The sequence below is a fragment of the Duganella sp. 1411 genome, from assembly GCF_017833525.1.
In the GTDB taxonomy this organism is placed as follows: Bacteria; Pseudomonadota; Gammaproteobacteria; order Burkholderiales; family Burkholderiaceae_D; genus Rugamonas.
On sequence record NZ_JAFICD010000006.1, the window covers coordinates 273,334 to 295,576 of the forward strand.

The following is a 22,243-nucleotide window of genomic DNA, read 5'->3' on the forward strand; positions in this document are numbered from 1 at the left end:
CGGCGTCCGGGCGCGACGTCATGCCAGCCGGCCCGCCATCGGCGACGACGGCGAGGCGGCGAACTTGCGCGCGATGCGCCCGGCCAGGAAGGCCTCGCGCCCGGCCTGCACGCCCAGCTTCATGGCGCGCGCCATGCGCACCGGGTCCTGCGCGCCGGCGATGGCGGTGTTCATCAACACGCCGTCGCAGCCCAGCTCCATGGCGATGGCGGCGTCGGACGCGGTGCCGACGCCGGCGTCGACCAGCACCGGCACCTTGGCCTGCTCGATGATCAGCGACAGGTTCCACGGATTGAGGATGCCCATGCCGGAGCCGATCAGCGACGCCAGCGGCATCACCGCCACGCAGCCGATCTCCTCGAGGATCTTGGCCTGGATCGGATCGTCGCTGCAGTAGACCATGACGTCGAAGCCGTCCTTGACCAGCTGCTCGGCGGCGATCAAGGTCTCCGGCATGTGCGGGAACAGCGTCTTCTCGTCGCCCAGCACCTCCAGCTTGACCAGCTTGTGGCCGCCCAGCAGCTCGCGCGCCATCTGCAAGGTGTAGACCGCGTCCTTGGCGTTGTAGCAGCCGGCGGTGTTGGGCAGGATGGTGTACTGCGACGGCGGCAGCACGTCGAGCAGGCTGGGCGCCTTCGGGTCCTGGCCGATGTTGACGCGGCGGATCGCCACGGTGATGATTTCCGCCTCGGCGGCGTCGGTCGCCTCGCGGGTCTGCTGCAGGTCCTTGTACTTGCCGCTGCCGACCAGCAGGCGCGATTGATACTGTTTGCCCGCGATGGTCAGCAGGTCTTGGGATGGTGTGTTCATGTTGTCGTCCTTTGAGTTACAACCCGGCGCGCCTTCGCCTCGACGCCGGCGCCACCGCTTAGGGGTCGTACCCGGTGGGTCCGGAGAGGGGCTTCGCCCCGCCGGCCCAGCGGCCCGGCCCCCGCATGGGGGTGCGGGTTTGCTTAAATTAACCGCCGCCGATGGCGCGCACGATATCGACCTTGTCGTGCGGCCGCAGCACGCGCTCCGGCCACTGCTGGCGCGGCACCACCGAGCGGTTGACCGCCAGCGCCAGCGCCTGCCCGCCCAGGGACAGCGCCTCGACCAGCTGGTCCAGCGTCTGCCGCGGCGGCACCTGGTGCGGCGCGCCGTTCAGTTCTATCGAAATAACCGCGTTCGTCATGCCGGCCTCACAGTTTCCGATACAGTTCGGCGCCGTTCTTGATGAACTCCACCGCCTTGACCTGCATGCCCTGCTCGATCGCCACGCCGTCGCTCATGCCGTTGGCGGCCGCGAACTCGCGCACCTCCTGCGTGATTTTCATCGAGCAGAAATGCGGGCCGCACATCGAACAGAAATGCGCCACCTTGGCCGAATCCTTGGGCAGGGTCTCGTCGTGGAACTCGCGCGCCTTGTCCGGATCGAGGCCCAGGTTGAACTGGTCGTCCCAGCGGAATTCGAAGCGCGCCTTCGACAGCGCGTTGTCGCGGATCTGCGCCCCCGGATGGCCCTTGGCCAGGTCGGCGGCGTGGGCGGCGATCTTGTACGTGATGATGCCGTCCTTGACGTCGTTCTTGTCCGGCAGGCCCAGATGCTCCTTGGGCGTGACATAGCACAGCATCGCGGTGCCGTACCAGCCGATCTGCGCGGCGCCGATGCCGGAGGTGATGTGGTCGTAGCCGGGCGCGATGTCGGTCGTCAAAGGCCCCAGCGTGTAGAACGGCGCCTCGTGGCACTGCTCCAGCTGCAGGTCCATGTTCTCCTTGATCAGCTGCATCGGCACGTGGCCCGGGCCCTCGATCATCACCTGCACGTCGTGCTTCCAGGCGATTTGCGTGAGCTCGCCCAGGGTTTTCAGCTCGCCCAGCTGGGCCTCGTCGTTGGCGTCATAAATGGACCCAGGCCGCAATCCATCCCCCAGCGAGAACGACACGTCGTAGGCCTTCATGATGTCGCAGATCTCTTCGAAGTGCGTGTACAGGAACGATTCCTTGTGGTGCGCCAGGCACCACTTGGCCATGATCGAGCCGCCGCGCGAGACGATGCCGGTCAGGCGCTTGGCCGTCATCGGCACGTAGCGCAGCAGCACGCCGGCGTGGATGGTGAAGTAGTCGACGCCCTGCTCGGCCTGTTCGATCAGCGTGTCGCGGAAGATCTCCCAGGTCAGGTCCTCGGCCTTGCCATTGACCTTTTCCAGCGCCTGGTAGATCGGCACGGTGCCGATCGGGACCGGGCTGTTGCGGATGATCCATTCGCGCGTCTCGTGGATGTGCTTGCCGGTCGACAGGTCCATGACGTTGTCGCCGCCCCAGCGGATCGCCCACGTCATCTTTTCGACCTCCTCGCCGATCGACGAGGTCACGGCCGAATTGCCGATGTTGGCGTTGATCTTGACCAGGAAATTGCGGCCGATGATCATCGGCTCGATCTCCGGGTGGTTGATGTTGGCCGGGATGATGGCGCGGCCGCGGGCGATCTCCTCGCGCACGAATTCGGGCGTAATGTAATCACCTGCGGCCGGGATGCTGGCGCCGAACGATTGCCCCGGATGCTGGCGGCCCATCAGGTCGGCCAGGCGCTGGCCCATCGGGCCGGACGTCTTCAGGTTCTCCAGGTACTCCTTGCGGCGCAGGTTTTCGCGGATCGCCACGAACTCCATCTCCGGCGTGACGATGCCCTGGCGCGCGTAGTGCATCTGCGTGACGTTGGCGCCGGCGCGCGCGCGGCGCGGCTGGCGGTGCAGGTTGAAGCGCAGCTCGGCCAGCGCCGGATCGGCCAGGCGCGCCTTGCCGTAGTCGGAGGTCGGGCCGTCCAGTTCCTCGGTGTCGCCGCGCTCCAGGATCCACGGCAGGCGCGGCGTGGCCGCCAGGCCGGAACGGATGTCGATCACGGCGTCGGGATCGGTGTACGGGCCGGAGGTGTCGTAGACGTAGACCGGCGGATTGGCCTCGAAGCCGAACGACGCGGGCGTGTCGGCCTGGGTGATTTCGCGCATCGGCACGCGGATGTCGGGGCGGCTGCCTTCGACGTAGATCTTGCGGGAATTCGGTAAAGGTTGGATCGCTGCCTCGTCCACGGTGGCGGTGGCGGACAGGAATTTGGGATTGGCGTTCATTTGGCTCCTTCGTTAGCTACAGGAGCCAGCAAAGGAGGTTGGACGGCACCGCGCCCGGAAATCGATGGATGGCGGCGTTGTCCTAAGCTTCCCTTCGCTGGCATTATCCAGATCAGGTTCGGAGGGTATTTCTCACCCGCGCATCGCATTACGATTTGCAGGACCCCTAGCGTGTGCCGCCTTGCGGCAGCCGGATGATTATACTCCGGCCGCCGGATTTGCACTAACAATTATGCCAACATGGCCGCCCGGTCAAGCTTCTAAATATTGCACTGAATAAATGTAACGAATCTTTACTATGTTCGTCACCTAACAAAGAAAGTTGCCATTTGGAAGCCAGAATAACGTTCAGCGGTGGAGACCGCGTTCAATAATAATCACAAGGAGACGCACATCATGAACAAGCGACACATTCCTTTCTACCTGGCCGCGACGGCGGCCCTGGCCGCTGCCGCACTGAGCGCCTGCGGCGGTGGCGGTGGCGGGAGCGGCGCCAACCCGCCGAACCAGACCCTGGGCACGCTGGGCGTGTCGCTGACCGACGCCCCGGCCTGCGGCTTTGACGCCGTCAACGTTACCGTCAGCAAGGTGCGCGTGCATCAGAGCGCCAGCGCCGCCGACACCGACAGCGGCTGGACCGACATCACGCTCAACCCGGCACGCAAGATCAACCTGTTGGCGCTGAACAACGGCACCCTGGACAGCCTGGGGCAGACCCCTCTGGCCGCCGGCCACTACACGCAGTTGCGGCTGGTGCTTGACCCGAATACCGGCACCGGCCTGGCCAACTCCGTGGTGCCGACCGGCACAACCAGCGAGCAAACCCTGGATACCCCGAGCGCGGTGCAAAGCGGCATCAAGCTGATCAACGAGTTCGACGTCGCCGCCGGCCAGCGCGTCGACCTGGTGCTGGACTTCGACGCCTGCAAATCCGTGCTCACCAAAGGCAACGGCAAATACGCGCTCAAGCCGGTGATCAAGGTCGTCCCCACCGCGCTGAACGGCATCGGCGGCTTCGTCAGCACGGCGCTGCTGGCCAACCATGTGATGGTGTCGGCGCAGCAAAACGGCGTCATCGTCAGCGCCACCGCGCCCAACCCGACCACCGGCGAATTCGCGCTGACGCGCTTGTCGCCGGGTAATTACGATGTGGTGGTGACGGCCGACGCCAGCGCCGCCGCCGTGGTCGGGGCCGTACCGGTCGCCAGCACCTCGGCCATCGTGCCCATCAGCACGGCCGCCGCGCCGATCACGCTGGCCGCATCCACCACCGGCAGCATCAGCGGCGCGGTCACGCTGGCGCCGCCCAGCAGCACCGAGGGCGCCTATGTCGCGGCCACCCAGAGCCTGGTCACCGGGTCGGCCGTCACCATCAAGTACCAGGGCGCCGACCTGGCCAGCGGCGCCTACACGCTGACCGGACTGCCGACCGCCGCACCACGCTACGCGGTGTACAGCGCCGCCTTGCCGCTGCAGTTCAACACGGCCGCCGCGGTGCTGCCGGGCGCCGGCAAATACACGGTCCAGGCATCGGCAACCGGCTACACCACGGTCAGCGCGCCGCCGATCGACATCTCGGCGGCGAACCAGGCCAACGTCAATTTCACGCTCAAGCCCTAATCGCCTGCAACCCACCAAAAGGACGCCGCGGCGTCCTTTTTTCTGTCATGGACAGAAATACCACGTCGGCGGCCGCCCGGCGTTGGCTATCGCCGCAACCCGCACCGCCGGCCGCGCGTGGCTAAAATCCGACGCCGGGCGCCTTCCGCGCCGCGCCGCCCGCCGTGGTGGAGTTCGCCTGATGTATAGTCGATTTATGCCATATTGCAACTTTCAGCGTGCCACCGCCCACCCTCCCGCCAGCGCCCGTCCGGTGCCCCCCAGGCGGGCGGCGGCTTGGGGCGCCCTGGCGGCGCCGCTGCGGGCCATGTTGCGGGCCCTGTTGCGGGCCCTGGTGTGCGCGCCGTTGCTGCTGTGGCTGCTCGTGGCCGCGCGCCCGGCCGCCGCCGCCGAGCCCGACCGCTGGGCCGCGCTGACCCACACCGCGTTCAAGCACCACACCGCGCTCGACCTCGGCGGCGGCCTGTGCTTCGCCCAGGACCGGGCCGGCTTCGTCTGGATCGGCACCCAGTCCGGGCTGGTGCGCTGGGACGGCAACCGGGCGCGCAAGTTCGTCGCCGACCCGATGCGCGACGACGCCCTGCCCGACAACTACATCATGAGCATGCTCGTCGACGCCCGCGGCCGGCTGTGGGCGGGCACCAGCTCCGGCGGGCTGGTGCGCTACGACGCCGCGCGCGAGAATTTCGTCCGCTACCCGGCCGGTCCCGGCGGGCTGGGCAACGCCCAGGTGACGGCGCTGGCCGACGACGGCGCCGGCGGCCTGTGGGTCGGCACCGGCGGTGGCCTCGACCATATGGACGCCAACGGCGTGGTCGCGCGCGGCGCCGCCGCCCCGCTCGACGCCGCGGCGCTGCCGGCCGGCGCGGTGGGGGCGCTGCTGCGCGAGGGCGGCGGCACCCTGTGGATCGGCACGCGCGAGGGCCTGTTCAAGCTGGCGCGCGGCGCGCGCGTGCCGGCGCCGGTGCCGCTTGCGGGCCTCAACGGCGGCGCCACCACCGTCAGCGCGCTGCTGCACGACAGCTCGGGCCGGCTCTGGATCGGCACCCGCACCCATGGCGCCTTCGTCATCGAGCCGGGCGCGGCCGGCGCGGCCGCCGTGCACGAGAGCGGCCCGGCGCCCACGCTCGACAAGGAGCGCGTGACCTCGATCGTCGAGGCCGGGCTGGGCGAGGTCTGGCTGGGCACCGACGGCGCCAACGGCGGCATCGTGGCGATCGACCCGCTGCTGGGTACCTCGCGCCGCATCCGCCACCAGCCCGACACCCCCGACAGCCTGTACGAGAACGACATCCTGGCGCTGTTCCGCGAGCGCAGCGGCATCGTCTTCGCCGCCGCCATGGGCGCGCTGAGCCAGCACGATCCGCTGCCGCGCGCGGTGACGACGATCCGCGCCGCCGGCGGCAGCGCCGCCAACAAGCTCAGCGTGCCGAGCCTGCTGGCCCACCCGGACGGGCGCCTGTGGCTGGGCGTGGTCGGCGGCGGCGTCGACATCGTCGACCCGCAGCTGGGCGCCGTGGCCCACCTGACGCCGACCGCCAACACGCCCGGCACGCTGCCGACCGGCCGGGTGCTGGCGATGACGGCCGGCCCGGGCGGCACGGTCTACCTGGGCACCGAACAGGGCCTGTACCGCGCCGACGCCGACGGCGGCAACGTGCGCCGGCTGGCCGTGCCGCAGCGCCGCCCCGACGCCGCCGTCTGGGCGCTGGCGCGCGTCGACGAGGTGCTGTGGTTCGGCGGCATGGACGGCGTGTGGGCCGTGTCGGACGCCGGCGCCGCCCTGGCGCTGCTGCGCCACGAACAGCACAGCCTGGGCGACGCCCGGGTCACGGCGCTGCTGCCGGTCGACGGCGCGATCTGGGTCGGCACCCGCGCCGGCCTGGCGCGGCTGGGCTACGGCGGCGGCCTGGAACGGGTGCCGGCGGTGCCGGCCGAGGCCGACCGCATGCCGCCCGGCTACGTGTCGTCGCTGCTGCTGGACCGGCGCGGGCGCCTGTGGCTGTCGCAGTTCGGCACCGGCATCGTCCTGCTCGAGCGCACCGACGCCGACGGCCGGCGACGCTTCCGCCGGTTGGGCACGGCGCAGGGGCTGCCCGACAGCGGCGTCAACGTGCTGCTCGAGGACGCCGCCGGCGCGATCTGGGCCAGCACCGACGCCGGGCTGGCGCGGGTCGACCCGGCCACCCTGGCGATCAGCGCGCTGGGGCCGGCCGACGGCGTCCACGTGCCCACGTACTGGACCGCCGCGGGCGTCAAGACCGGCGCCGACGAGCTGGTGTTCGGCGGCCTGTCGGGGGTCACCGTGCTGCGGCCCGAGCGGCTCACCGCGTGGCGCTACCTGCCGCCGGTGGTGGCCACGCGCATCCTGCTGAACGACCGCGAGATCCCGGTCGGCCGCTACAACGACGGCGCCGGCGCCAGGGCGGCGCCGATCGCGGTGACGCCGGAGGGCCGCGGCCGCGGCTTTTCGCTCGAGTTCGCCGCGCTGGACTATTCCGCGCCCGAGCTCAACCGCTACGCCTACCGCCTGGCCGGCTTCGACCACGACTGGATCGCCGCCGACGCCACCGCGCGCCGGGCCGGCTACACCAACCTGCCGCCGGGCGAGTACACGCTGCAGCTGCGCGGCTCGAACCGCAACGGCGACTGGTCGGCGCCGCTCGAGGTGCCGGTGCGGGTGCTGCCGGCGTGGCACCAGCGCCCGGCCGCGCGCGCGGCCGGCGCGGCGCTGGCGCTGGCGTTGCTGGCGGCGCTGGTGCAGGCGCGCACGGCGCTGCTGCGGCGCCGCCAGCGCGAGCTGCTGGCCATGGTCGACGCCCGCACCGCCGAGCTGCGCGCGACCCAGGCCCAGCTCGAACAACTGGCCTACGCCGACCCGCTGACGGGGCTGGCGAACCGGCGCCTGTTCAACGACGAGCTGCGCCACCTGGCGGCGCAGGCGGCGCGCGGCGGGCAAGGCTTCACCCTGCTGCTGATCGACCTCGACCGCTTCAAGCAGATCAACGACACGCTCGGCCACGACGCCGGCGACGCCTTGCTGGTGGCCACGGCGGCGCGCCTGCGGGCGGCCGTGCGCGAGACGGACCGGCCGTTCCGGCTGGGCGGCGACGAGTTCGCCGTGCTGCTGGGCAACACCACCGAGCGCGCCACGCTCGAACCGGTGTGCCAGCGCATCCTCGAGTACCTGGCCCAACCGTTGCCGCACGGCCAGGCGACGATGCGCGTCAGCGCCAGCGTCGGCGCCGCCGTGCACGATGCGCGCGACACCCACGAGCAGCTCTACAAACGGGCCGACGTGGCGCTGTACCAGGCCAAGGCCGCCGGCCGCGACACCTGGCACCTGGCCGCGGCCGACGCGGCGCGCGAGCGCCACGCCGGCTAGCGCGCCAGCCGTTTGGCGCCGCCGCAATAATGCGCGGCAAGGTCCGCGTCATCTATAATGGCTGCTTTCGCCAACGCGTTTACTACACTACACCAGCCAAATCATGGAATTAGCCAAGTCTTTCGAGCCCGCCGACATTGAACAATTCTGGCGCACCGAGTGGGAGCGGCGCGGTTACTACGCCGCCACCCTCGACGCCGGCAAGCCGTCCTTCAGCATCCAGCTGCCGCCGCCGAACGTGACCGGCACCCTGCACATGGGCCATGCCTTCAACCAGACCATCATGGACGGGCTGACCCGCTACCACCGCATGCTGGGCCACAACACCGCCTGGATCCCCGGCACCGACCACGCCGGCATCGCCACGCAGATCGTCGTCGAGCGCCAGCTCGACGCGCAGAAGATCTCGCGCCACGACCTGGGCCGCGAAAAATTCGTCGAGAAGGTCTGGGAGTGGAAAGAGAAATCCGGCTCCACCATCACCGGCCAGATGCGCCGCCTGGGCGCCTCGCCGGACTGGCAGCGCGAATACTTCACGATGGACGAGACGCGCTCGAAAGTCGTCACCGACGTCTTCGTGCGCCTGCACGAGCAGGGCCTGATCTACCGCGGCAAGCGCCTGGTCAACTGGGACCCGGTGCTGGGCACGGCCGTCTCCGACCTCGAGGTGGTGTCCGAGGAGGAAGACGGCTCGATGTGGTACATCAAGTACCCGCTGGCCGACGGCAGCGGTTCGCTGACGGTGGCCACCACCCGTCCCGAAACCATGCTGGGCGACGTCGCCGTGGCGGTCGACCCGACCGACGAGCGCTACCAGGCGCTGGTGGGCAAGATGCTGGTGCTGCCGCTGGTCGGCCGCGAAATCCCGATCATCGCCGACGAATACGTCGACAAGGCCTTCGGCACCGGCTGCGTCAAGATCACGCCGGCGCACGATTTGAACGACTACGCGGTCGGCCAGCGCCACCAGTTGCCGATGCTGTCGATCATGACCTTGGAAGCGAAGATCAACGACGCGGCGCCGCAAGCGTATCGCGGCATGGACCGCTTCGTCGCGCGCAAGCAGATCGTCGCCGACCTCGACGCGCAAGGCCTGCTGGAGCAGGTCAAGCCGCACAAGCTGATGGTGCCGCGCGGCGACCGCACCGGCGTCATCATCGAACCGATGCTGACCGACCAGTGGTTCGTCGCCATGAGCAAGCCGGCGCCGGAAGGCACCTTCTTCCCGGGCCAATCGATCGCCGAGGTCGCGCTGCAGAAGGTCGCCAGCGGCGACATCAAGTTCGTGCCCGAGAACTGGAGCAACACCTACAACCAGTGGCTCAACAACATCCAGGACTGGTGCATCTCGCGCCAGCTGTGGTGGGGCCACCAGATCCCGGCCTGGTACGACGAGGCCGGCAACATCTTCGTCGCCAAGACCGAGGCCGAGGCGCAGGCCAAGCAGCAGGCGGCCGGCAGCACGGGACCGCTGCGCCGCGACAACGACGTGCTCGACACGTGGTTCTCGTCCGCGCTGGTGCCGTTCTCGACCCTGGGCTGGCCGGAGGACACCCCGGACATCAAGGCCTTCCTGCCGTCGTCGGTGCTGGTGACCGGCTTCGACATCATCTTCTTCTGGGTCGCGCGGATGGTGATGTTCACCCTGCACTTCACCGGCAAGGTGCCGTTCGAGACCGTCTACGTGCACGGCCTGGTGCGCGACTCGCAGGGCCAGAAGATGTCCAAGTCCAAGGGCAACACGCTCGACCCGATCGACCTGATCGACGGCATCGGCATCGACGCGCTGGTGGAAAAACGCACCACCGGGCTGATGAACCCGAAGGCGGCCGAAAAGATCGCCAAGGCCACGCGCAAGGAATTCCCTGAAGGCATCGCCGCCTACGGCACGGACGCGGTGCGCTTCACGATGGCCTCGTACGCCTCGCTGGGCCGCAACATCAACTTCGACCTGGGCCGCGCCGAGGGCTACCGCAACTTCTGCAACAAGCTGTGGAACGCCACCCGCTTCGTGCTGATGAACACGGAAGAGAAGGATTGCAGCGCCAGCCCGGCCGACCTGTCGAACGCCGACAAGTGGATCATCTCGCTGCTGCAAAAGGCCGAGCTGGACGTGGCCAAGGGCTTCGCCGACTACCGCTTCGACAACATCGCCTCGACGATCTACAAGTTCGTCTGGGACGAGTACTGCGACTGGTATCTGGAAGTGGCCAAGGTGCAGGTGCAAAGCGGCACCGAGGGCCAGCAGCGCGCCACCCGCCACACCTTGCTGCGCGTGCTCGAAGTGGTGCTGCGCCTGGCGCACCCGGTGATCCCGTTCGTCACCGAGGCGCTGTGGCAGGCGGTCGCGCCGCTGGCCGGCAAAGCGGCGGGTGAAGCCAATCAATCGATCATGACGCAGCCGTACCCGATCGCCAACACCGCCAACATCGACGAGGCGGCCGAGGCGTGGATGCAGCAGCTCAAGACGCTGACCGACGCCACCCGCAACCTGCGCGGCGAAATGCAGCTGGCGCCGTCGCTGCGGGTGCCGCTGATCATCGAAGCGGGCAATGCGGCCGACAAGGCGGCCATGGAAGGCTACGCGCCGTACATCCAGTCGCTGGGCAAGCTGGCGGAAGTGCAGATCGTCGACGCGCTGCCGGAATCGCCGGCGGCCGTGGCGATCGTCGGCACGACCAAGCTGATGCTGAAGGTGGAGATCGACGTCAAGGCCGAGCGTGAGCGGCTGTCGAAGGAGATCGCGCGCGTCGAGGGCGAGATCGCCAAGGCCAACGGCAAGCTGTCGAACGAAAGCTTCGTCGCCCGCGCGCCGGCCGAGGTGGTCGCGCAGGAGAAGGAACGCGTGGCCAACTTCTCGGCGACCCTGGACAAGATGCGCGAGCAGTTCGCCAAGCTGCCCGCCGCCTAAAAGCAACTCCGGGGTCAGGTCCACCATTTCTACACGACCTGGACCGTAGAAAGGGTTTATCGCCCTCTACGGTTCAGCCTGTGTAGAATTGGTGGACCTGACCCCGGAGTTTATTGCCCCAGTAGAGCGGCGTAACGGTCGATATCGACGTTGCCGCCGCTGATGATCACCCCCACCCGCTTGCCCTGCAACGTATCCTTCATCGCCCGCGCGGCGGCCAGCCCCAGGCAACCGGTCGGCTCCACCACGATCTTCATGCGCGCCGCGAAAAAGCGCATCTCGGCGCGCAGCTGCGCGTCGCTCACCGTCAAAATATCGTCCACATCGCGCTGGATGATCGGGAACGTCAGCTGGCCCAGGTGCTGCGTCTGTGCGCCGTCGGCGATCGTCTTGGGCGTGTCGATGTGCACGATGGCGCCGCCGCGGAACGATTGCTGGCCGTCGTTGCCGGCCTCCGGCTCGACGCCATACAACGTCGTCTTCGGCGACAACGCGCGCGTCGCCAGCGCCGAACCACTGAGCAAACCACCGCCGCCCAGGCAGACGAACAGGTAATCGAGCTCGCCCACCTCCTCGAACAATTCCTTGGCCGCCGTGCCCTGTCCCGCGATCACGTCGGCATGGTCGTACGGCGGAATCAAAGTCAGGCCGTGCTTGGCCGCCAGGTCGCGGCCGATCTGCTCGCGATCCTCGGTGTAGCGGTCGTACAGCACCACGGTGGCGCCGTAGCCGCGCGTGGCGGCGATCTTCGACGGCGGCGCGTCGTGCGGCATGACGATGGTGGCCGGAATGCCCATCAACTGCGCCGACAGCGCGATGCCCTGCGCGTGGTTACCCGACGAGAAAGCCACCACGCCGGCACTGCGCTGCCGCGCGTCGAACTTCGCCAGCGCGTTGTAGCTGCCGCGGAATTTGAACGCGCCCATGCGCTGCAAATTCTCCGCCTTGAAGAAGACCTTGGCGCCAAGTTCGGCGTCGGCGGTGCGCGAGGTCAGCACCGGCGTGCGGTGCGCGTGGCCGGCGATGCGCTCCGACGCGGCGACGACGTCGGCGTAGGTTGGCAGAAGTTCGCTCATCGTTTGTTCGTTCATCTTGTTCCTTTGTGATTACCAGGGCCAGGCGATGCTGGTCCCGGTGCCGGTTGCCAAAGCGCGCTGGTACAGCATGCGCGCCACTGTGAGGTCCTGCAGGGCGATGCCCGTCATGTCGAAAATGGTGATGGCGTCGGCGGCGATGCCGTCGCGTGCCGGGCCGCCGGCGGCCAGCAGCGCGCCCAATTCCCCGGCCGGCGTGTCGGCCGCCCATTGCAGCTCGCCGATGGCGCGCGCCTGGGTGAGGTCGTCGGCCCACACGCGCGCCAGCGCCAGCAAGCCTTCCGGCAGTTCGCGCTTGCCGCGCGTGTCGCTGCCGACGCAGTTCAGGTGCGTGCCCGGCTTGACCGCCTCCATGGAAAACAGCGCGCCGCCGCCGCGCGTGGCGGTGATGACGATGTCGCTGTCGGCGACGGCGGCATCGGCACCGGCGCCGGCGCCGACATCGCAGCGCGAGGCGAACAGCGCTTCGAAGCGCGGATCGCGCCGGCCGTCGGAGGTCAGGTAACGCACGCGCCGGATGCCCGGCATCACGCGCAGCGCGTACTCGGTGTGCGCGACGCCCTGCACGCCGGTGCCGAACACGCACAAGCTCTCGCTGTCGGCGCGGGCCAGCGCCAGCAAGCCCACCGCCCCCGCCGCCGCCGTGCGCGTGGTGGTGACGGCGTTGCCGTCGATGAGGCATTGCGGCCGCCCCGTGGCGGGATCGAACAGCGTGATCGTCGCCTGGTGGCCGTCGGCGCCGTGCGCGCGGTTGCCCGGCCAGAAGCCGGCCGCCTTCATGCCCAGCAGCTGCCGCTCCGGCACACCGCCCGATTTGATGCCGAACACGCCATCCGGCAGCGCCTCGCGCACCAGCGGGAAGATTTTTCCCGCGCCGCCGGCGTGCAGCAGGAAGGCGTCACGCACGGCATCGAGCACGTCGTCCGCTTGCAGCAGCGCGCCGGCCTGGTCGCGGTCCAATAGCAAAAGGCGGGCGTTATCTGGCATCGTTGTACACCGTGGCGCGTGAGACGTTCAAGTAAGCGGCGACGATTTCCATCGCGCGCCGCACATCGCTCAATCCCGATTCCTTCAGTTCGCGCATCAGCGCCTTGCGCTCGTCGGCCTTGAGCGCGCGCGGCGTGGTCGCCAGCCGCGCCGCGAACTGGTCGATGCGGGCGCGGATGGCGTCGGCGCCGGCCGGCTCCAAGGTCTCGCTGACGCCGGCAGCGGTGTTGACGGCGCCAAACTGCGTCAACAAGCTGTTCAGGCTGCGGAACACCGTCAAATCGACGTTCATGCACAGCGCCGCGACGTATTGCCCCTGGCTGTCCTTGATGCCGATCGAGGTGCTCTTGGCCAGCCGGCCGTCGGCGAAGGTGTTGGGATAGTTGGCGATCACCTGCGCGAAGTCCGGGTCGGCGGCGCGCGCCAAGCCCAGCTCGGTGGCCGGCGCGCCGACGCTGCGCCCCGACAGGTTGTTGTGGATGGCAAGGATGGCGTGCTCGGGCTCGAGCAGATCGTGCAGCACGACCTCGCAAAACGGCGCCAGGGTCTGGCCCAGGCCGTCGGCGACCTGCCGCAGCTGCTCCAGCAGGTTTTGCTGTTCGGGTGTCTTTTTCATCTAAACATATTATCTTGTTTTAGATAATTTGTGTAATTCGATAGAAAAAAGTACGACCGGTCATTTATTTGCTACACTCGTCGGACAAAAAATCACCCTTGGAGACCACCATGAAATTTGCCGCATTCGCCATCACCGCGCTGCTCTCGATCGCCCCCGCCTTCGCCGCCGACACCCCCGTCGGCCTGTGGAAGAACATCGACGACGAGACCGGCAAGCCGAAGGCGCTGATCCGCATCACCGAGAACGAGGGCGCGTTCCAGGGCCAGATCGAAAAGCTGTACCGCGAGCCGAACGAGGACCAGAATCCGAAATGTGACAAGTGCGACGGCGCGCGCAAGGACCAGCCCATCATCGGCATGGTGATCCTGTCGGGCTTGAAAAAGGACGGCGAGGAATTCAACGGCGGCGAGATCCTCGATCCGAAGAACGGCAAGGTCTACAAGGCCAAGATGCACCTGACCGACGCCGGCAAAAAGCTCAACGTGCGCGGCTACATCGGCATGCCGATGCTGGGCCGCTCCCAGGTGTGGGTGCGCCAGGATTAAGCGGCTTACTGCTGGATGCCTTTACCGGTGGCGGTCCAGTAGATGCCGCCCATCAGGTGCGACAGGTATTGCGGGTCCCTGTACATCTCGCCGTTGTGCCCCAGCGCGGTGACGAACACGCGACCCTTCTCCATCTGGTGGTACCACGCCACCGGGTGGTCCTTGCCCATCCCTTTTGACACCTGCCCCGGCCAGATCTTGGTCGGGTCGTAGGTGCTTTCGTCGACGTTGAGCACCGGGTTGATCTTGATGTTGTACGGATTGTCGAACACATACCACTCGTCGCTCCAGATCCAGCGCGCCGGCAAGCCATACGTGGCCGGGAATTTCTTGTCGACCACCTCGGCCACGCCGGTCTGCAGCATCGGATGGTTGCCGACACGCCGTCCGATCAGCTTCTCGAACCACGGCCAGGTGTTGGGCGGAATGATCAGCGCGCGGTGCACCAGCATGGCGTTGCCGCCGTTACGCATGTACTCCTCGAATTTCCGGCGGCGGGGCTCGCTGAGCTCCTCGCCCGGCGTGTTGAGGAACATCACCATCGCGTACTGGCTCAAGTCGCCGTCGAACACCTCCGGCCGGTGCGTGTAGACCAGCTCGAACGCGTGCAGCTTTGCCTGCTTTTCCAGGCTCTCGCGGGCGATCGGGATGTACTCGTAGTGGTATTTGCCGGGCATCGCCAGCACCAGGATTTTGTACTGGTCGTCGGCGCGCGCGCCGGCGGCGGACAACAGCAAGCCAGCCAGGGCGATGCAGGCCAGTATGATTTTTTTCATTCGACGTCTCCGTAAAGTTAGCGCTATCATCAAGGCCGGATCAATATACACTTTTTCGGCCCGGCGGTGATACGATTCTCGTCGGGCATGCAGTTCTGCAGGCAACGGAAACGCGATGAAAATAGTATTCAACCTGATCGGCTGCATGGCGGTCGCGCTCGGCGTGCTGGGCATCTTCCTGCCACTGCTGCCGACCACGCCGTTCCTGCTGCTGGCGTCGGCCTGCTTCGCGCGCGGTTCGACGCGCATGCACAACTGGCTGCGCACCAACCGCGTGTTCGGCAAATACCTGCGCGATTACGAGAACGGCAAAGGCATCCCCTTGCGCGGCAAGGTCTGGATACTCGTTTTCATGTGGGCGTCGATGAGTTATTCCATCTGGCGCATCAAGATGCCGTGGATAGGCGGCGTGATCGCGTTGACGGGATTGTGCGTGACGGTTTATCTGATCCGCTTCGTTCCCACCATGTCACCGCTGGCCGGTGCTGAACGTCCAGGTCTTGGAAAGGGCGTTGCCGTTGACGATGCCGGCGAAAGCGACGGTATAGACGGTGTTCGGTTTCATCCGCGCGACCGGCACGATGGTTAGCGTGAACGGCGCGATCCTCTCGTCGTCCTGAAGCGCGGGCCCGCGCGTGGAGAAAGTGCCGCCGACCGGGCTGGCCAGGATTTTGGCGCCGACCGGCTCCCCGTTTGCGGTGGCGATGGATAAATGATCGACGACGATGGCCGGCCTGGCCCCGGCCGCCGCAAATGATTTCGTCTTGAAGCTCAGCGTGACCGGCGGGCCCAGTTCGAAGTACTCGGGTAGCGGCGACGGCTCCTCCGTGTGGTTGTAAAAGACGGTCGGCACCTTGGTCTGCTCGGGATACGGGTACACGCGTATGGTCCCGTCCTCGGGAAGTTGTTCGACCTGCGAGGGGTCCAGCGAAAAATTCACCACGCAGACGGTGTATCGTCCAAGTCCCGGCTCGGTCCTGGTCGCGAGCGCGGCGATGCCAACGTCGCGCATGCCCGAGAAAAACAGGCCGACATGGTAAATGCTGTTGGCCCAACTCGGCGCGCAACCGGCAACCTTGTCGGCGCCGTTGGACCCGTAAATGACCTCCTCGATATACGCGGCGCCATAACCGGCGGCATGTCCCCTCGTGGTGGCGTCGATGCCTGTGAAGCCGGGTTTGCCAGCGGTCTCGGCGTGCATGTTCACGAACGGGTTGTTCCCCATGTACTGGTGGTGCGCCAATGCCGCCCGGTCGAGTTTTGGGTTCTGCGTCAGCAATCCCGAGCCCAGTTTTTCACGCAGGGCGTTCACGGCATTGAAGACGTAGGCGTTGCCGCTGTCGTCCGCATAGGTGGGCGGGGGCACGCGCCGCGCCAGCGCGCTGGCGTCGGTGGGGGCGGCGCCGCCTGCCGGAGGCATTTGAGAACCGCCGACAGCGGCATCCCCGGCGCACGCATTCAACAAGCAAGCCACAGCTAGTACCAAACAACTTCCACCACGCACGTCCGTCGTCCCCATGTATTGTTATTTATTACAATTTCAGCAGGACAAAATGACTTCCAGCCGGAAATTGCAGTTGATTATATTACATATCCTATTGGACATAGATATTGCGCATGAGACATCATCCAGCCATGAAGCTTCGGGCGAAAAAAAACGGCGCGGAAGCGCCGGTCGGTGGATGCGGGGACGGAACCGGGCTAAGCCGATGCAGGGGGCGTGGCGTATTTGCGCAAGTGCCGGTCGAGGCTGTTGGCGAAGCTCTGGCGGTCGCCCTGGCTGAAGGCGGCCGGACCGCCGGTGTCGACGCCGCTGCCGCGCAGCTCGTCCATGAAGGCGCGCATGCTCAGCATCTGGGCGATGTTGTCGTTGGTGTAGAACTCGCCGCGCGGATTGAGCGCGTAGCCGCCCTTCTTCAGCACGTCCGAGGCCAGCGGGATGTCGCCGGTGACGACCAGGTCGCCCGGCGCCAGCAGGCGCACGATCTCCTGGTCGGCCACGTCGGCGCCGGACGGCACCTGCACCGCGCGCACGAAGCGCGACGGCGGCACGCGCAGCAGCTGGTTGGCCACCAGCGTCACCTGCATCTGCATGCGCTCGGCCACGCGGTAGAGGATGTCCTTGATGACGGCGGGACAGGCGTCGGCGTCGACCCAGATCTGCATCACAGGTCCCACAATTCGCCGTTGGGATTGGTGCGCGGCGGCGTTACGCCGAAATGCTTGTAGGCGGCCGGCGTGGCCACGCGTCCGCGCGGCGTGCGCTGAAGGAAGCCCTGCTGGATCAGATACGGTTCCAGCACGTCCTCGATGGTGTCGGCCGCCTCGCCGATGGCCGCCGCCAGGTTGCCGATGCCGACCGGGCCGCCGCCGAATTTATACAGCACCGCCTCGAGCAGCTTGCGGTCCATGACGTCGAAGCCGACGGTGTCGACGTCGAGCATGACCAGCGCGGCGTCGGCCACGGTCTTGGTGATGTCGCCGTTGGCCTTGACCTCGGCGTAGTCGCGCACGCGGCGCAGCAGGCGGTTGGCGATGCGCGGCGTGCCGCGCGCGCGGCGGGCGATCTCGACGGCGCCGTCCGGTGCGATGTTGGCCTTGAGCAGCGCGGCGCTGCGGGTGACGATCTTGGTCAGCTCCTCGGTGTTGTAGAACTCGAGGCGGGCGACGATGCCGAAGCGGTCGCGCAGCGGGTTGGTCAGCATGCCGGCGCGGGTGGTGGCGCCGACCAGGGTGAACGGTTGCAGGTCGAGCTTGACCGAGCGCGCCGCCGGGCCCTCGCCGATCATGATGTCGATCTGGTAGTCCTCCAGCGCCGGGTACAGGATCTCCTCGACCACCGGCGACAGGCGGTGGATCTCGTCGATGAACAGCACGTCGTTGGCTTCGAGGTTGGTCAGGATGGCGGCCAGGTCGCCCGGGCGCTCGAGCACCGGGCCGGAGGTCTGGCGCAGGTTGACGCCCATCTCGCGCGCGATGATGTTGGCCAAGGTGGTCTTGCCCAGGCCCGGCGGGCCGAACAGCAGGGTGTGGTCGAGCGCCTCCTTGCGGTTGCGCGCGGCGGCGATGAAGATCTCCAGCTGGTCGCGGATCTTGGCCTGCCCGACATATTCATCGAGATGCTTGGGGCGCAGCGCGCGTTCGATCGCCTCTTCGTTGGGCGACGACGGCGCCGCGTCGATGATGCGCTGTTCGGTGAAGCTGTCGGTCTGGATGCTCATTCGTTCTTAAGTGGTGGTGTCTTTAATATGCGCTCGACGTAATCGCCAAGCGCTTTTTTGGATGCCCGCAATTGATCAAGTTCTTGCGGCGTGAGCATTCGGGCAGGAGCGCCGGGTTCCAATTGCGGGCCGAGCTTAACAACCAACGATTCTACCTTGCCTTCAGCTAGCAGCTTCTGCCAAGCGAGTAAGGATTGTTTCGCTCGCTGGAGTTCGCCTGAGATATCTGGCTTCTGACGCGGGGGGACACTCGAATCCAAAGCCAAAGCGCTGGCGCCACCAGTCTTCAATGTTTCCATGTTTCCTCCTTAGCTCTAAGAGCTCATCGGCAGTTGGAACCAACTTGGCAGAGTAGTCCTTACCAGTCAGTACCGTGGCGCCGATAACGTTGCCGCCCTGCGCGATCAAATGACCTCTCAGATTGGCCAGCGTGCCGCCCTGCCCGATGAAGTCATCCACCATCAGATAGTTTAGGCCAGTTCCGGCAACCCCGCTGAAAATCGCCTGTCTTCGAAGGCGATCAAAGCCGTTGGCGCCAGTATGACTTACCTTGTTGGCCTGCACCACATTGTCGTCGTACTGCCAGTGCAGGGTAATGGCAAGAAACCTGGCCAGACCCTCCGCGATGGCATTGATGCCGGCCGCTTCCTCGGCATGCACACTGACGAGTACCGGATACTTGTCGTTAAACGATAGCCAAAGGCTCTCTAACACTTCTGGCGAAGTGGATTCAACGACCAACTCGGTGGCGGCTCCCGCATCGCCGCCTTTAGCTGCGGCATAAACACGATGCCGCTTAACGAAAAGCTCCGGTGCGTGAATCAGGACGTCCGGAAAATCGTCCCAGGGAAATCTGACGGGCTGGTCCATAATCGGCGCCTCCGCTTTGCTCGACCTTCAAGCATAGGCGGCGGCACCGGCGCTTCGTTTGAGGCGCGTCAGCCTTTCGACAGCGCCTTCAACGCTTGCTTGATGCCGTCGGAAACGCCGCTGCCGGCCGGCACGGTCTTGAGTGCCAGCAGCGCCTCCTTGTCGGAGTAGCCCAGCGCCAGCAACGCGTTGAGGATGTCCGACTGCGAATCGGGCGCCGCGTGGCCGCCGCCGGCGCCGATGTCCGCGCCCAGCTTGCCCTTCAGTTCCAGCAGCAAGCGCTCGGCGGTCTTCTTGCCGATGCCCGGCACCTTGATCAGGCGCCCCGACTCCTGCAACGTGACGGCCTGCGCCAGGTCGGAGATCGACATCCCCGACAGAATCGACAGAGCCGTGCGCGCGCCGACGCCGCTGATCTTGATCAGCTGGCGGAACACGGCGCGCTCCTCGGCGTTGCCAAAGCCGAACAGCAAATGGGCGTCCTCGCGGATCGCCTGGTGCGTGAACAACACGACTTTTTCGCCCACGTGCGGCAGGTTGTAGAACGTGCTCATCGGCACATCGACCTCGTAGCCGACACCGGCGCACTCGACCAGCAGTTGCGGCGGATTTTTTTCAAGCAGAATACCGGAGAGACGACCGATCATCGTGTTGTAGCCTTCTTAATTAGGGAGTTAGCCGACCAGGCGGCCGTTTTTCATGCGCAGGCCGGCCAGCGGGCCGCTCTTGGCGGTGCTGGTGCCCTGGCCGGCGCTGGCGATCAGCGTCAGCGTTTCGCGGCTGTGGGCGTGGCAGATGGCGATGCCGAGCGCGTCGGCGGCGTCGGTGCCTGGCAGGCCGGGCAGCGACAACAGGCGCGCCACCATGTCCTGCACCTGCGCCTTGACCGCGCGGCCGGTGCCGACCACGGCCTGCTTGACCTGCGTCGGCGAGTACTCGGCCACGCTGAGCTCGGCCGACACCAGCGCGCAAATGGCCGCGCCGCGCGCCTGGCCCAGCAGCAGGGTCGATTGCGGATTGACGTTGACGAACACCTGCTCGATGGCCGCGCATTCGGGCTGGTAGATGCGGGCGACCTCGGCCACGCCGTCGAGGATCACCTTCAAGCGCGCCGGCAGGTTGCCCTCGCCGCTTTTGATGGTGCCCGAGGCAACGTAGTACAGCTTCGCGCCCTGCTTGCGAATAACGCCAAAGCCGGTCGTGCGCAAGCCGGGGTCGATGCCGAGAATTATCATTGATGGATTGTATGCAGTAAAGAAAGCGCCCGCAAGGTTGCGGGCGCTTTTATGTTCGGAGTGTTATGCCATGTGGCTTCGACCAACCACGGAGACACGTAGGGCGGATTAGGCGGAACGCCGTAATCCGCCGTCGATGAGCCGCCGGCGGCGCATGCATTGGCGGATTACGCTGCGCTAATCCGCCCTACGTGGAACCGTGGCAATCGATTAGTGGCGGAAGTGGCGCACGCCGGTGTACACCATCACCACACCGCGCTCGTTGGCCGCGTCGATCACTTCCTGGTCGCGCATCGAGCCGCCCGGATGGATCACGCAGGTCGCGCCGGCGTCGACCACCACGTCCAGGCCGTCGCGGAACGGGAAGAACGCGTCCGACGCCACCACCGAACCGGTCAGCGACAGGCCGGCGTTCTGCGCCTTGATCGAGGCGATGCGGGCCGAGTCGATACGGCTCATCTGGCCGGCGCCCACGCCCAAGGTCATGTTATTACCGCAGAAGACGATGGCGTTCGACTTGACGTACTTGGCCACGCGCCAGGCGAACATCATGTCCTGCAACTGCTGCGGCGTCGGCTGCAGCTTGCTGACCACTTTCAGGTCCGTCAGCAGCACGTTTTTGGCGTCGGCCGACTGCACCAGCAAACCGCCGCCGACGCGCTTGAAGTCCATCGCGTTGACGCCGTTGCCCAGCGGGATTTCCAGCAAGCGCACGTTCTGCTTGGCCGCCATGATCTGCTTCGCTTCGGCCGAGTACGACGGCGCGATCAGCACCTCGACGAACAGCTTGGCCAGCTCGGTGGCGGCGGCCGCGTCGATCTCGACGTTGAAGGCGATGATGCCGCCGAACGCCGAGGTCGGATCGGTCTGCAGCGCGCGCTTGTAGGCGTCGGCGGCGTCGGTGCCCAGCGCCACGCCGCACGGATTGGCGTGCTTGACGATGACGCAGGCGGCGCTTTGCTGGAAGCTGCCCATGCTCTTAACGCATTCCCACGCGGCGTCGGCGTCGGCGATGTTGTTGAACGACAGTTCCTTGCCCTGCAGCTGGCGGTAGTTGGCCAGCGCGCCGTCGGTGGCGGCGACGTCGCGGTAGAACGCGGCCGACTGGTGCGGATTCTCGCCGTAGCGCATGTCCTGCACCTTCTCGAACGCCACATTCAAGGTGTTCGGATAGGCGTTGCGGCTGGCGTGCTGGCGGTCGGCGCCCAGGCTGGTCAGGTAGTTGGCGATGGCGCCGTCGTACTGCGCGGTGTGCGCGTAAACCTTGGTGGCCAGCTTGAAACGGGTGTCGTAGCTGACATAGCCGGGCGCGTTGTCGGTGGTCTTCATTTCCGCCAGCACCACGCCGTAGTCGGTCGGATCGCAGATGACGACCACGTCCTTGTGGTTCTTGGCGGCGGAGCGCAGCATGGCCGGGCCGCCGATGTCAATGTTCTCGATGGCGTCGTCCAGCGAGCAATCTTCCTTGGCGACGGTGGCCTGGAACGGGTACAGGTTGACCACCACCATGTCGATGGTCGGAATGGCGTGCTCTTCCAGCTTGGCCACGTGCTCGGGGAAATCGCGGCGCGCCAGGATGCCGCCGTGTACTTTCGGGTGCAAGGTCTTGACGCGGCCATCGAGCATCTCCGGGAAGCCGGTGTAGTCGGCGACCTCGGTCACGGCGACGCCGTTGTCGGCCAGCAGTTTGGCGGTGCCGCCGGTCGACAGGATCTTGACGCCCATGGCGGACAGCGCGCGGGCGAAGTCCAGCACACCGGTTTTGTCGGAGACGGAGATGAGAGCTTGTTTAATCATGGCTGTGAAAGGCTAGGTGGGTTGAAATCGGGGTTGCGTGTTGCCTTGCGGACCAGCCGACGGCCGTTCCCAGCCG

General features: G+C 66.7%; 19 protein-coding genes and 1 riboswitch. Of the genes, 5 read left to right on the forward strand and 14 right to left on the reverse strand.

The window, feature by feature from the left end; all coding sequences use genetic code 11:
• Positions 1-18 precede the first annotated feature (18 nt).
• From JOD97_RS26170 to thiC, 3 genes are all read right to left on the reverse strand, one after another.
• Entirely contained in the window at positions 19-810 is a 792-nt protein-coding gene (locus tag JOD97_RS26170; RefSeq protein WP_209725087.1) for a thiazole synthase, read from the reverse strand.
• 148 nt (positions 811-958) lie between these two features.
• Positions 959-1,174, reverse strand: coding sequence for a sulfur carrier protein ThiS (gene thiS, locus JOD97_RS26175; protein WP_209725088.1), 216 nt, complete (start codon positions 1,172-1,174; stop codon positions 959-961).
• 7 nt (positions 1,175-1,181) lie between these two features.
• Positions 1,182-3,107 carry a phosphomethylpyrimidine synthase ThiC gene (gene thiC, locus JOD97_RS26180; protein ID WP_209725090.1) on the reverse strand — a complete coding sequence of 642 codons (1,926 nt, stop codon included), beginning with the start codon at positions 3,105-3,107 and terminating at the stop codon, positions 1,182-1,184.
• Positions 3,108-3,179: 72 nt separating this feature from the next.
• Positions 3,180-3,285: riboswitch (TPP riboswitch) on the reverse strand.
• Between the two features lie 218 nt (positions 3,286-3,503).
• Here thiC and JOD97_RS26185 point away from each other — a divergent pair.
• The 3 genes from JOD97_RS26185 (at position 3,504) to JOD97_RS26195 (ending at position 11,023) form a co-directional block, all read left to right on the forward strand.
• Positions 3,504-4,727: a DUF4382 domain-containing protein gene (locus JOD97_RS26185; protein ID WP_209725093.1), complete on the forward strand. Its 1,224-nt coding sequence runs from the start codon at positions 3,504-3,506 to the stop codon at positions 4,725-4,727.
• Positions 4,728-4,908: 181 nt separating this feature from the next.
• Positions 4,909-8,112 (forward strand): ligand-binding sensor domain-containing diguanylate cyclase, encoded by a 3,204-nt coding sequence (locus tag JOD97_RS26190; protein WP_209725104.1) that lies wholly within the window; start codon positions 4,909-4,911, stop codon positions 8,110-8,112.
• Between the two features lie 103 nt (positions 8,113-8,215).
• Positions 8,216-11,023, forward strand: a complete 2,808-nt coding sequence (locus JOD97_RS26195) for a valine--tRNA ligase (RefSeq protein WP_209725113.1) — start codon at positions 8,216-8,218, stop codon at positions 11,021-11,023.
• 110 nt (positions 11,024-11,133) lie between these two features.
• Here the strand turns inward: JOD97_RS26195 and JOD97_RS26200 are convergent, their stop codons facing one another.
• Genes JOD97_RS26200 through JOD97_RS26210 form a run of 3 tightly spaced genes read right to left on the reverse strand, consistent with a single transcriptional unit; the run spans position 11,134 to position 13,720 of the window.
• Positions 11,134-12,099, reverse strand: coding sequence for a threo-3-hydroxy-L-aspartate ammonia-lyase (locus tag JOD97_RS26200; RefSeq protein WP_209725115.1), 966 nt, complete (start codon positions 12,097-12,099; stop codon positions 11,134-11,136).
• Between the two features lie 30 nt (positions 12,100-12,129).
• The gene (locus tag JOD97_RS26205; RefSeq protein WP_209725116.1) at positions 12,130-13,104 is read right to left on the reverse strand and encodes an ornithine cyclodeaminase family protein; all 975 of its coding nucleotides are present in this window, start codon (positions 13,102-13,104) and stop codon (positions 12,130-12,132) included.
• A complete protein-coding gene (locus JOD97_RS26210) occupies positions 13,094-13,720 on the reverse strand; it encodes a transcriptional regulator (protein WP_209725118.1) in 627 nt (208 codons plus the stop codon). The genes JOD97_RS26205 and JOD97_RS26210 overlap by 11 nt, the downstream gene beginning before the upstream one ends.
• Positions 13,721-13,830: 110 nt before the next feature.
• Here JOD97_RS26210 and JOD97_RS26215 point away from each other — a divergent pair, with 110 nt between their 5' ends.
• Positions 13,831-14,268 carry a DUF2147 domain-containing protein gene (locus tag JOD97_RS26215; RefSeq protein ID WP_209725120.1) on the forward strand — a complete coding sequence of 146 codons (438 nt, stop codon included), beginning with the start codon at positions 13,831-13,833 and terminating at the stop codon, positions 14,266-14,268.
• 5 nt (positions 14,269-14,273) lie between these two features.
• On the opposite strand, the gene JOD97_RS26220 is transcribed toward JOD97_RS26215, so the two are convergent.
• Positions 14,274-15,044, reverse strand: a complete 771-nt coding sequence (locus tag JOD97_RS26220; RefSeq protein WP_209725122.1) for a ThuA domain-containing protein — start codon at positions 15,042-15,044, stop codon at positions 14,274-14,276.
• Between the two features lie 115 nt (positions 15,045-15,159).
• On the opposite strand from JOD97_RS26220, the gene JOD97_RS26225 reads away from it, so the two are divergent.
• Positions 15,160-15,633 carry a YbaN family protein gene (locus JOD97_RS26225; RefSeq protein WP_209725124.1) on the forward strand — a complete coding sequence of 158 codons (474 nt, stop codon included), beginning with the start codon at positions 15,160-15,162 and terminating at the stop codon, positions 15,631-15,633.
• On the opposite strand, the gene JOD97_RS26230 is transcribed toward JOD97_RS26225, so the two are convergent.
• The 7 genes from JOD97_RS26230 to purH all read right to left on the reverse strand — a co-directional run bounded on the left by JOD97_RS26230 (position 15,514) and on the right by purH (position 22,167).
• Positions 15,514-16,464, reverse strand: coding sequence for a CAP domain-containing protein (locus tag JOD97_RS26230; RefSeq protein ID WP_209725126.1), 951 nt, complete (start codon positions 16,462-16,464; stop codon positions 15,514-15,516). The genes JOD97_RS26225 and JOD97_RS26230 overlap by 120 nt on opposite strands.
• Positions 16,465-16,745: 281 nt before the next feature.
• Positions 16,746-17,210 carry a YaiI/YqxD family protein gene (locus tag JOD97_RS26235; RefSeq protein ID WP_209725128.1) on the reverse strand — a complete coding sequence of 155 codons (465 nt, stop codon included), beginning with the start codon at positions 17,208-17,210 and terminating at the stop codon, positions 16,746-16,748.
• Positions 17,210-18,265, reverse strand: coding sequence for a Holliday junction branch migration DNA helicase RuvB (gene ruvB, locus JOD97_RS26240; RefSeq protein WP_209725130.1), 1,056 nt, complete (start codon positions 18,263-18,265; stop codon positions 17,210-17,212). The genes JOD97_RS26235 and ruvB overlap by 1 nt, the downstream gene beginning before the upstream one ends.
• A 162-nt stretch (positions 18,266-18,427) precedes the next feature.
• The gene (locus tag JOD97_RS26245) at positions 18,428-19,135 is read right to left on the reverse strand and encodes a phosphoribosyltransferase (protein ID WP_209725131.1); all 708 of its coding nucleotides are present in this window, start codon (positions 19,133-19,135) and stop codon (positions 18,428-18,430) included.
• 68 nt (positions 19,136-19,203) lie between these two features.
• On the reverse strand, positions 19,204-19,782 hold the full coding sequence (gene ruvA / locus JOD97_RS26250; RefSeq protein ID WP_209725133.1) for a Holliday junction branch migration protein RuvA: 579 nt from the start codon (positions 19,780-19,782) through the stop codon (positions 19,204-19,206).
• Positions 19,783-19,809: 27 nt separating this feature from the next.
• Complete coding sequence (gene ruvC / locus JOD97_RS26255) at positions 19,810-20,370, reverse strand: crossover junction endodeoxyribonuclease RuvC (RefSeq protein WP_209725135.1); 561 nt, start codon at positions 20,368-20,370, stop codon at positions 19,810-19,812.
• Between the two features lie 210 nt (positions 20,371-20,580).
• The gene (gene purH / locus JOD97_RS26260) at positions 20,581-22,167 is read right to left on the reverse strand and encodes a bifunctional phosphoribosylaminoimidazolecarboxamide formyltransferase/IMP cyclohydrolase (protein ID WP_209725137.1); all 1,587 of its coding nucleotides are present in this window, start codon (positions 22,165-22,167) and stop codon (positions 20,581-20,583) included.
• Positions 22,168-22,243: the final 76 nt, after the last annotated feature.